The sequence below is a fragment of the Chryseobacterium sp. SG20098 genome, from assembly GCF_031844745.1.
Classification (GTDB): domain Bacteria; phylum Bacteroidota; class Bacteroidia; order Flavobacteriales; family Weeksellaceae; genus Chryseobacterium; species Chryseobacterium cucumeris.
This window is the reverse complement of record NZ_CP134622.1, coordinates 4,385,847-4,397,840: the sequence shown is the minus strand read 5'-3', so window position 1 is coordinate 4,397,840 and position 11,994 is coordinate 4,385,847. Positions and strand designations below refer to the sequence as shown.

General features: G+C 37.9%; 6 protein-coding genes. 4 read left to right on the top strand and 2 right to left on the bottom strand.

All coding sequences use genetic code 11. The features are described 5' to 3' along the window. The first annotated feature begins 175 nt into the window (after nt 1–175). Nucleotides 176–2,017, top strand: a complete 1,842-nt coding sequence (locus RHP76_RS20230; protein WP_311228893.1) for a carbon starvation CstA family protein — start codon at nt 176–178, stop codon at nt 2,015–2,017. Nucleotides 2,018–2,236: 219 nt separating this feature from the next. On the opposite strand, the gene RHP76_RS20225 is transcribed toward RHP76_RS20230, so the two are convergent. Together RHP76_RS20225 and RHP76_RS20220 are read right to left on the bottom strand one after the other, a co-directional pair. Further along, entirely contained in the window at nt 2,237–5,017 is a 2,781-nt protein-coding gene (locus tag RHP76_RS20225) for a TonB-dependent receptor plug domain-containing protein (RefSeq protein WP_311228892.1), read from the bottom strand. A 418-nt stretch (nt 5,018–5,435) separates the two neighbouring features. Continuing rightward, the gene (locus RHP76_RS20220; protein ID WP_120233524.1) at nt 5,436–7,766 is read right to left on the bottom strand and encodes an ATP-dependent helicase; all 2,331 of its coding nucleotides are present in this window, start codon (nt 7,764–7,766) and stop codon (nt 5,436–5,438) included. Nucleotides 7,767–8,061: 295 nt separating this feature from the next. On the opposite strand from RHP76_RS20220, the gene RHP76_RS20215 reads away from it, so the two are divergent. The 3 genes from RHP76_RS20215 to secG all read left to right on the top strand — a co-directional run bounded on the left by RHP76_RS20215 (nt 8,062) and on the right by secG (nt 11,947). Next, complete coding sequence (locus RHP76_RS20215) at nt 8,062–9,375, top strand: M16 family metallopeptidase (protein ID WP_288442666.1); 1,314 nt, start codon at nt 8,062–8,064, stop codon at nt 9,373–9,375. Nucleotides 9,376–9,426: 51 nt separating this feature from the next. Next, a complete protein-coding gene (locus tag RHP76_RS20210; protein WP_062675390.1) occupies nt 9,427–11,472 on the top strand; it encodes a M16 family metallopeptidase in 2,046 nt (681 codons plus the stop codon). A gap of 133 nt (nt 11,473–11,605) precedes the next feature. Further along, nucleotides 11,606–11,947: a preprotein translocase subunit SecG gene (secG, locus tag RHP76_RS20205; RefSeq protein ID WP_062675391.1), complete on the top strand. Its 342-nt coding sequence runs from the start codon at nt 11,606–11,608 to the stop codon at nt 11,945–11,947. The last annotated feature ends 47 nt before the right edge of the window (nt 11,948–11,994 follow it).

Here is an 11,994-nt window from a genome sequence, read left to right as displayed (position 1 = left end):
AATACAATTCAAATAACTATAAATCAAAACATTAACACATACAAATATAATAAATTTGCTAGATTGATATACATATTGATATTTTTCATTGAGAATTAATTACCTTGGCTATTGTTTAAATTATTAACAACAAAAGCACCAATAATTTAATTTTTCATCAACAAAAATAAAGAATATGGAATCTTTAAACAATATCAACGCACTTACGCTCATCTTTGTATCTGTTCTTCTTTTTGCGATAGCTTACCGCTTTTATGGTATTTTCATTGCCAATAAAGTTCTCAGGCTCAATGACGGAAATACGACACCTGCTGTAGAATTTGCCGACGGTAAAGATTACGTGGCTACCAATAAAAATGTACTTTTCGGGCATCATTTTGCGGCTATTGCAGCTGCTGGTCCTTTGGTAGGACCTGTTCTTGCTGCGCAGTTCGGATATCTTCCGGGAGCTTTATGGATATTGATAGGATGCGTACTGGGAGGTGGTGTTCATGATATGATTGTGCTCTTTGCTTCAGTGAGACATAAAGGGCAAAGTCTAGCCACGATTGCTTCCAAAGAAATCGGGAAAGCAACGGGTACGGTGGCGGGTTTTGCAATCCTCTTCATTTTGATTCTTACGCTGGCAGGTTTATCTTTGGCTTGTATCAACGCGATGCACGAAGCTTCATGGTCTCTTTTTACAGTAATCATTACGATGCCTATTGCTATCATTATGGGATTGATTATGCGTTATAAAAAGAACAGTGTCCTGTTTGCAAGTATTCTGGGAGGAATTCTTCTGATTGCAGGGATTATTGGTGGACACACTCTGATGCAGAATCCTACAATGAATGGTTTATTTTCCTGGGATATTAAAACGATTTCTATAGCGATTCCTCTCTATGGTTTTATTGCTTCTGTATTGCCGGTATGGCTTCTTTTGGTTCCAAGAGATTATCTTTCAACTTATTTAAAAATCGGAACCATTATCATGCTGGCTATAGGAGTAATCGTTATCCATCCTACGATACAGATGCCTGCTATCACAGCTTTTGTTAATGGAGGTGGGCCTATTATTGGCGGGCCGGTCCTTCCTTTTATTTTCATTGTAATTGCGTGTGGAGCGATTTCCGGATTCCATGCGGTGATTGCTACGGGAACCACTCCAAAAATGTTGAATAAAGAAAGAGAAATCCTTTTTGTAGGATATGGTGCCATGCTGGTAGAAGGTTTTGTCGCATTAATGGCACTTATTGCTGCATGTACGCTGATGCCTGGTGATTATTTTGCGATCAATACTCCCAAAGAGGCTTATGATTCATTTCTGGCAGCGCATCCTTCTTTGCACGGAGTAGATATTGATTATTACTCACAGAAAATAGGTATTGATCTGTACGGCAGAACCGGAGGTGCTGTATCTCTGGCCGTGGGGATGGCCCATATCTTTAATAAAATCCCGTATATGGATCAGCTGACGGCTTATTGGTATAATTTTGCCATTATGTTTGAAGCGGTATTTATTCTTACTGCTATTGATGCAGGAACAAGAGTCGGACGTTTCTTTTTACAGGAAATGCTGGGATCTGTTGTACCAAAATTCAATGATAAAAACTGGATTCCGGGAATTATTATCAGCAGTCTTCTTTTCACCTTTGCCTGGGGATATCTGGTGTACACCGGAAATGTGAACAGTATCTGGCCGTTATTCGGAATCAGTAATCAGCTATTGGCTGCCTGCGGGCTTATTGTCTGTACAACGATGCTGATCAGAATGAACAGAGGAAAATATGCTTTATGCTCGGCTATTCCAGGGGTGTTTATGGCTGGAATTACCTTCTGGGCAGGTTATATTCAGGTAACTGCCATTTATATTCCTAAAGGACAATATTTACTGGCAGCCTTAGCAATAACAGCCATGGTTCTGATGCTTATTGTATTTGCAGGAGCTTTCAGAAAGTGGTATCAGCTTCTTCAAGTCAAAACAACTGAAATTGACCATTATGGTGAACCAGTGAAAGAACTGGTAGAAAGATAAGATTCAAATTTTTTAAAGAAAAACCATTAAGGAGGATTGAAGAAATAAAGTATAGTTAAGATGAATCTTTCTGATTCTTAAGCTTAAAGCGAATCTTATCTTAATACTCGTACACTCTTATTACATCTTAATGGTTCAAAAATAAAAGTTTAATTCATATTACATAAAGAAAAAACAGTTCAGGATTTCTGAACTGTTTTTTTTATGCATTTGTTTTATTTAAAAATTGAAATTCAATCTTGCAAAAACATACCTTCCATTCTGCCCAAACTGTGAAGTAGATCTTGAATAGATGAATTGGTCATTATTGGTAGAAGCAGTAAGGTTTTTCGTCGGATAGATATCAAACAAATTGTTTACTCCCAAAGTCAATCCTACATTTTTGGTAAACTGATAAGCAGCAGATAAATCCGTAATGATCTTATCTCCGATCTGCTGGTGTTCATTAAAATCAATAATTCCGTCTCCGTTTACATCAATAATATCGGCTCCTGTTACTTTTCCGAAATAGGTATTTCTCAGATATAAACTTGCATTCTTCCATGAAAGCGTATGAGAAAGACTGGCTTTCACTCTCGGTACTGCTTCTTCCAGATACACTCTTGATTTCTCAGAGAAATATACCTTCTCCAATTGTGGAGACTGCAGAAGTCCTGCAGAATGGATATCACCAACCTGTTTTGTTTTATTAAGGTTAATGGCAAAATTGTTATCCAACTTAAATCCAGAGAATCTGGCATTATGTGAAATTACAACGTCAACTCCTTTTGTTTCCGTATCAATGGCATTCGTAAAGAACTGCGCTGCATTGATTCCTAACTGATCATAAGCTTCCTGTGCTTTCTGAGGAACATTCGCTTTTAAGAACTGGTCTGTAAGAATAATACGGTTGTCAATTCTCGTGAAATATCCGTCTGCTGTAAAGGTAAGACTCGCTGAAGGAATTCTGTACGTAAATCCTACACTTGCTGATTTGGATGTTTCCTGCTTCAGTTTTGGCATATCCAAAAGCCCTGCAAGCTGAGAATCATTACTGAATGTTCCTACTTCCAAAAGCTGATTATTCGTAAATAATGTAGAGGTTACATTATAATAAATCTGGTGGATTGATGGCGCTCTGAATCCTGTAGATCCTGCAAATCTCACATTGAAATTAGGCGCCACTTTGATTCTTGAAGCTAGTTTGTAATTGAATGTAGACCCGAAATCCGAATAGTTTTCATATCTGGCTGCTGCATCCACTAACAACCAGTTGGTAAAGTTGAATTCCACATCTGCATAGGCTGCTACCGACTGTCTGTTTTTATCCACTGCATTTCCAGGTTTAAACCCGTTGAATACCTGTGATCCTCCCGGCAAGGGTTGTCCGAAAAAGTCTGTGGCTCTCTGACTTGGATCTCCGTTCCAGATATTTCCAAACTGGTCATATGTCTGATAGGAAGCTACTTCTCCCTGAGTAATTTTAAAATTCTCATAACGGTGTTCTCCTCCGAAGGCAACGTTAATCCCTTCCCATACATCATATTTTTTAGAGAAATCTAAATTGATGGTATTTTGAGAAAATCTTAGTCCTCCTGCATTAAACTCTCTTGGTGAAGCAAAACGCAAAGAAGTATTTCCTGTATTCTGAATATTATAGGTAAATGAATTCTGTCCGTATGTATTACTGAAATCAATATTCCAGCCTTCCCATTTTCCTTTAATTCCAGCTGCTAATGAGATATCCTGAATATCTGTTCCGATGTGTGGAAGATAACCATTTGGATATAATCCTGTAAACGTTCTGCTTTCTCTCGGTCTTCTGTAAAATCCTCCGGAAGTTCCATGTCTTAAACTGTATCCTCCAAAAGTATATACTTTCCAGTTGTCACTTACAGGGATTTCAGCATTCACAAAAAGCTGGTGATTGTTAAGTTTAGACTGTCCTACCTGCATATTAAAATCCTTTCTGACCTGCCCTCTGTAAGCCAGTTCCTGATCTGTCACATCAGCACTCAATAAAGACCAAAGTCCTTTCTGAATAACACTTCCTGAAGCATCCGTAATGTCTTTGAATGTATTTGCATTTTGTATATCAGAGAGTTGAGTTGCACTAAAATAGTTTACTCCCTGAGCATACTGATGTACATAATCAATAATCTGCTGTGAATTGGGAGTATTATTTATATTGGTAAAAAGAGAAGAAAGATTGACTCCGTCATTCAACGCACGTTGTTCTATCGCATTATAAGCGTTGTAGATTTTTCCACTTTCAGTACCGGCGCGGTAGGTAGGATTTCTGAATTGTGAAGACCAGGTAATATTAAAGAAACCTCCTTTGGTTCCGATTTTATTCCCATAGTTTAAATCCAGCTGAATATTCTGCCCGTCAAAATCTCCGGTATGATCATTAGCCGTTGGCGTAAGGTTTCCTCCATAACTGATCTGTCCTGCCAGTTTTCCTGTATCTCTTTTCAGATCAAGATTGATAACACCGGCAATGGCATCGGATCCGTATTGTGCGGCAGCTCCGTCTCTTAGTACTTCAATTCTGTTTAAAGCAAAAGAAGGAATGGCATTCAAATCAGTTCCTACCGTACCTCTTCCGGGTGTTCCGTTGACGTTCACCAATGCTGAAGTATGCCTTCTTTTTCCATTCACCAGAACCAAAACCTGATCGGGACCCAACCCTCTCAGCTGTGCAGGATCCAGGTGATCTGTTCCATCTGAATTCGTTTGAATGGTAGAAGTAAATGAAGGAGCAACCGCATTCAGAATTTGTCCGATATTGGTTTGTGGAAGGATAATTGAAGATTCTTTTACATTGAATACATCTACGGGAACCGGACTGTCTACTTTAGACCTGGCACCGGCTCTTGAACCCAGTACGACTACTTCTTCTACAGTATTGGTTTTTATGGTGTCTTTATTTGCTTTTATGCTGTCTTTTTCCTGTCCATAAGTAAATACACCGAGGAAAAATAAAACAGAGGCCGAAAGAATAGTTTTCTTATTATTCATAGTTTAGAATTTGATTAACATTTATGTTTTTACAAGGTGCAAATGTAAAATTTATTTATTAGTCTACAAAATAGATAGACTTTGTTTTTATAAAAAATAGTTATCGTTTCTTTCTATCCCTTATTTAAAGTTATGATAATTTAAGAACATTTCAATAAAAAAACATTGTTTTATAGAAGGTTAACAGTAAAATAAATTTTGAAAAAACGCTATGTGCGCTAAGAAATTCTTACTTAGTGATTATTTTTACGATCGCAACGGCACCTCCGTTCAGCAATAAAAATCATCTTTGCTAAGTGAAACGCCCTTGCGAAAAAAAAAAATAGCAGATCCAGATAATCACATTGCGAACTTTGTATTTAAAAATAAAAACGGATCCAAAAATTGAATCCGTTTCTTTTATATTTTTATTCTGAAATTAAATCTTAGTCAGTTTAGCATATTTCAGGATCAGATTTTTCTCTCCTTCATGCATGAAAACTACTTTTGCTTTGATGTTCTGAGGATCTGTTCCGTCTAAGAAAGTAACTTCTCCTATTCCAAAACGGTCGTGTCTCACTTTATCTCCTACTTCAATATCCTGAGAAGAAGCTCCGCTTGGATTGATAATTTTAGCAGTACTTACCGGTTTTAGTTTTCTGACTTCAGGAGCAGGTTTCGAAGTATCTCCTCTGTCGATGGTCTTTTTCTCAACCTTTTTGAAAGATCTCATTTCAGATGGATGCTCATCAAAGATATTGGATTTCACTCCTGAATTATTGATAAACCTTTTTTCCAAAGCCGGATTAAGGAATTCAATATATTCATCATCAATTTCGCTTAAGAATCTTGAAGGCTCGGCATCTGTAATTTTCCCCCATTGAAAACGGGAAACCGCATACGAGAAGAAAGCTTGCTTTTCTGCTCTTGTCAATGCCACATAAAATAATCTCCTTTCCTCTTCAAGATCTTCTCTGGTTGCTGAGCTCATAAAACTTGGGAACAGATTTTCTTCAAGCCCTACCAGATGAACCACCGGGAATTCCAGTCCTTTTGAAAGGTGGATCGTCATCAAAGAAACCATATCATCTTCCAGTTCTTTATCCTGAGTATCTGCAGAAAGGGCAATATTTTCAAGGAAGTTGGAAAGACTAGGATCTCCGTCTTCAAGCTGCATCTGTTCTTCAATGAATCCCTGCATGGAGTTCATCAATTCCTGTACGTTTTCTACTCTGGAAATTCCTTCCGGAGTCTGATCATCTTTTAAAAACTTGATTAATCCGCTTCGCTTTGCTACTTCCATAGCCACACTGTAAGCTGTTTCTGTTTTCAGCAATACCTGGAAAGCCTTGATCATAGACCAGAAATCGTTCAGTTTGTTTAAAACGCCGTTGTTCAAACCTAGCTGCGGTGCATACATCGGAAGATTCTCCAATACTTTTGAAACTGCAATATTGTGGGCATCAGCAAAAACAATCAGTTTATTCTGTGTCGTTTCTCCAATTCCTCTTGCAGGATAATTGATAATCCTCATCAATGCTTCAGAATCATTTTCATTGATCAGCAGACGAAGGTATCCAATAAGGTCTTTTACTTCTTTTCTTTGGTAGAAAGAAAGTCCTCCATACACTTTGTACGGAATATTTTTACGTCTCAGTGCATCTTCAAAAGCACGCGTCTGAGAGTTGGTTCTGTATAAAATGGCAAAATCGCTGTATTTTCTCTGGTCCCGGTTACGAAGTTCCCAGATATTTCCAGCTACGAAATTGGCTTCATCAGCATCGGAAAGAGATCGGTATATTTTGATCTTATCTCCCTCTTCATTATCACTGAAGACATTTTTCTTAAACTGCTGCAGGTTTTTAGCGATAACAACATTAGCCGCATTTACAATATTCTGTGTGGAACGGTAATTCTGTTCCAATGATACTGTTTTGGCATCCGTATAATCTTTTTTAAAGTTTAAAATGTTATAGATATTCGCTCCACGGAAAGAGTAAATAGACTGTGCATCGTCTCCTACCACACAGATATTTTCGAATTTTGAAGCCAAAGCTTTTACAATAAGATACTGAGAGTGGTTGGTATCCTGGTACTCATCAACCATGATGTATCGGAATCTGTCCTGATATTTTGCCAGTACTTCCGGGAAACGGGTTAATAGTTCATTGGTTTTCAATAGCAGGTCATCAAAATCCATAGATCCGTTTCTGAAGCACTGATCCACATATTTCTGGTAAATCTGCCCAATGAATTTCATATTCGCTTTTTCATCCGCTTCCATCAGTTCAGGATTGTTGAAATAAGCTTTTACCGTGATCAGGTTGTTCTTATAGGTTGAAATTCTTGCCTGAACTTTTTTTGGTTTATAAAGATCTGCATCAATATTCATATCCTTCAGAACTTTTTTAATCACATTCAGAGCATCCTGCTGATCATAGATGGTAAAGTTGGAAGGATATCCAAGGTAATGGGCTTCAATTCTCAGAATTCTTGCAAAAACGGAGTGAAATGTTCCCATCCAAAGGCTTCTTGCATTGCTGTCTCCAACTACTTTTGCAATACGGTCTTTCATCTCGCGTGCTGCTTTATTGGTAAAGGTAAGCGCCAGGATATTGAAAGGGTCTATTCCGTTGTGTATTAAATGGGCAATACGCATAGTCAATACACGCGTTTTCCCGGAACCTGCTCCGGCAAGTACCATCAGAGGTCCTTGTAAAGAGGTAACAGCTTCATATTGTGATTCGTTGAGTCCTTTCAAATAGTCCATACAGCAAAAAAATTTTGGGAACACAAAATTAAGGTATTCGGAGGAGAATTCAAACTTTCATAGAGAAGTTAGGAATTTGAAGTATTCAGATAGTATTTGTCAATGGTCAATTTTGCTCCGCAAGTGAATTGTGAATGATTAGTCTTGGTCTCAAATCCCGCAACCCGAATCCCGTAACAAATTGACAAGCGAAGCGAATTCACCATTCACTATTCACCGTCACCTATATATTTCTACACATTCTGTAACATTTAATTCACTTTTCATACTAATTGATAAACAATTTCTAAATTTTATGAAAAAGCGACTTCTTTCTGCTGCTGCCGTAGCTTTCTTCGGGCTAATGCTGAATGCACAGCAAATCAAATTCGAAGAGTATGACCTTCCCAATGGTCTTCACGTAATTCTTCATCAGGATAACTCGGCACCAGTTGTAACAACAGGTGTAATGTACCATGTAGGTGCAAAAGATGAAGTAAAAGGCAGAACAGGTTTTGCTCACTTCTTTGAACACCTTTTATTCGAAGGAACTCCTAACATCAAGAGAGGAGACTGGTTTAAAATCGTTTCTTCAAACGGAGGGCAGAACAACGCCAACACCACCAATGACAGAACTTATTATTACGAAACATTCCCTTCCAACAACGAACAGCTTGGACTTTGGATGGAAGCGGAAAGAATGCGTCACGCTGTTATCAACCAGATTGGTGTAGATACACAGAGAGAGGTTGTAAAAGAAGAGAAAAGATTAAGAATGGATAACCAGCCTTATGGAAATCTTTTCACGACCATTCAGAAAAATTTATTTACCAATCACCCATATAACTGGCCGACAATTGGTTCTATGGAAGATCTGAATTCTGCTAAATTAGAAGAGTTCCAGGCGTTCTACAAAAAGTATTACGTTCCTAATAATGCTACTTTAGTAGTTGCAGGAGATATCAAACCTGAGCAGACTAAGAAATGGATTGAAACGTACTACGGAGCAATTCCAAAAGGAACCCTTTATCCAAAAGATTTCCCGAAAGAAACGCCTATCACACAGGAAAAAGAAGTGACTGCTACAGATCCTAACATCCAGCTTCCGGCGTATGTATTCGCGTACAGAACTCCGGCTAACAAAGAAAAAGACGCGTATGTTTTAGATATGCTTTCTTCTTATTTAAGCAGCGGTAAGTCTTCAGTTTTATATAAAAAATTAGTAGACCAGGACAAAAAAGCACTTCAGGTAGCGGCTTTCAACCAGGGACTTGAAGACTACAGTATTTTTGCCTTCTTCGCAATTCCGATGGGACAGACTACAAAACAGGCTTTACAGACAGATATTGATGCTGAAATCAAAAAGCTTCAGACTACTTTAATTTCTGAAGAAGATTATCAAAAACTTCAAAACCAATACGAAAACCAGTTTGTAAATGCGAACTCTAGCATTCAGGGAATTGCTGCTTCATTGGCAACCAACCACGTATTGATGGGTGACACGAATTTGATCAACAAAGAAATTGACATTTACAGATCTATCACCAGACAGGATCTTCAAAATGCGGCTAAAAAGTATCTTAATTCCAACCAAAGAATAATCATCAATTACGTACCTGAGAAAAAGTAATCATTCAACTTTTAGGTGATAACATGATTATTAAAAATTAAATTTTTACAAATGAAAAAGCAATTAACATATATAGCTGCAGCATTTTTCTTTACAGGAATGGTTTCAGCACAAAAAATAGATCTTAATGCAATGCCGAAACCGGGACCTACTCCTGCGATTAACATTGCGAAGCCAAAAACTTTCCAGCTAAGCAACGGTCTTACAGTAATGGTGGTTGAAAACAACAAATTACCAAGAGTAAGTGCAAGCCTTTCTATGGACAGACCTCCATACAACGAAGGAGCAGTAACCGGAGTAAGCGAAATTATGGCTGAACAGTTCGAAAACGGAACTACCAATATCAGCAAAGATGATTTCAACAAAAAAGTAGACTACCTTGGAGCGAACCTTAATTTCTCTTCAGGAGGTGCTTCTGCCAATTCACTTTCAAAATATTTCCCTGAAGTTTTAGGTTTGATGGCTGATGCAATCATTAACCCTAAATTCTCTGCTGAAGAAATTCAGAGCTCTAAAGAAAGAGCTATCGAGGGATTAAAGTCTGAAGAAAAAAATGCATCTTCTATTGCTGAAAGAGTTTCTAACGCTTTGATGTATGGAAAGAATACGTCAAGAGGTGAGTTTGAAACCGTTGAGTCTATCAATAAAATTCAGTTAGCTGACGTACAAAATGTTTATAAAAAATACTACGCTCCGGATAATGCTTATTTAGTAATTGTTGGAGACGTAAAGTTTGACCAGGTAAAACCTTTGATTGAAAAAGCTTTCAATGGCTGGAAAAAAGCAAACACTCCTATTGCACAGTTAGAACCAGCTTCTAATGTTGCTAAAACAGAGATCAACGTAGTAGATGTTCCTTCTGCAGTACAGTCTGTTGTTTCTTTAAACAACCTGAACACTCTGAAAATGAAAGATGCCAACTACTTCCCTGCAACAATTGCCAACTATATTCTTGGTGGTGGTGGTGAAGCCAGACTTTTCATGAATCTTCGTGAGAAAAACGGATTTACCTATGGGGCGTATTCAAGTATGGTTGCCAGCAAGTATTCTCCACAATTCTCTGCAAGTGCAAGCGTAAGAAACGAAGTGACAGACAAAGCTGTTAAAGAATTCATGAATGAACTTAACGCTATTTCTACTGTAAAACCAGAAGAATTAGCCAATGCTAAAGCTAAACTGAAAGGATCTTTCATTATGTCTTTAGAGCAGCCGGCGACAATCGCAAGATTCGCTTTGAACCAAAAAGTTCAGGATCTTCCTGCTGATTTCTATACCAATTACTTAAAGTCTATCGATAAAGTAACTGCTGCAGATGTTTCCAATGCTGTAAAAGCTACTATTTTACCTAACCAAAGCAGAATTTTCATCGCTGGTAAGGCATCTGACATTTCTGAAGGATTGGAAAAATTAGGTTATCCTGTAAAATATTTTGATAAAGAAGCGAATCCTGTTGCAAAACCAACTGTACAAAAAGTGGATGCCAGTGTAACGGTAGCTTCTGTAGTTGACAAATACATCAATGCTATCGGAGGAAAAGCTAATCTGGCAAAAATCACTTCTTATACTACCAATGCCTCAATGTCTATGCAAGGACAAAACATCGATTTTAAAATCGTTAAGGCACAAGGCGGAAAGGAACTTACCACTGTAACAGCAATGGGACAGGTTGTTCAGAAGCAGGTTTTCGATGGAAAAACCGGTTATTCGATGCAAATGGGACAAAGAGTGGATATCACACCGGAAGAAATTGCTGAAAAACAAAAGAACCCTGAACTTTTCGAAGAATTAGGTTTTGCAAAATCTGCTGATTATAAATTAGGCGGAATTGAAAAAATCGGAGGGGAAGATTCTTATGCTATTAAAGGTGGAGATACCACCTATTACTATAGTGTTGCAACGGGATTAAAAACCGGAGAAACTAAAAAAGTAAAAGCTAAAGGCCAGGAAATGACCATCCCAACAACATTCTCTAATTACAAAGATGTAAACGGAGTTAAAATGCCTTACACCATCTCTGTAAGTCAGATGGGAATGGACATGACGATGACGGTAAAGTCTTATGAGATCAATAAGGCTACAGATGCGGATTTTAAATAAGAACACCTTATTTTTATACAAAAAACGGCAGCAATTGTTGCCGTTTTTATTTTTATCAACATTTGGCGACATCTTTTTTTGTCATTCAGTAAAAAAAGATTAAATTTGCCCATTCAAAAAGATATAAGAATTAATGGATACTATATTTACACTACTAATGGTTCTTGTTATGGTTGCCAGTGTTTTATTGGTAATTATCGTTATGGCACAAAACCCAAAAGGAGGAGGCCTTTCCAGTACATTCGGAGGTGCATCATCTGCACAGTTCGGTGTACAGAGAACCAATGATTTCATGGAAAAAGCAACATGGACTCTAGGCGGAACTATCATCGTTCTTATCCTTTTAAGCGTTGTTATCACAGGTAAGCCATCTCAGACACTTCCTGCACAACAACCTGCTAAGAAAGAAGCTCCGGCTAAACAGTCAGCTCCTGCTTCTTCTACTACAACTACTCCGGTAGCTCCGGCAAAATAAGAAGAATATGATCTTACATACAACAAAAGCAACTCAAATTGAGTTGC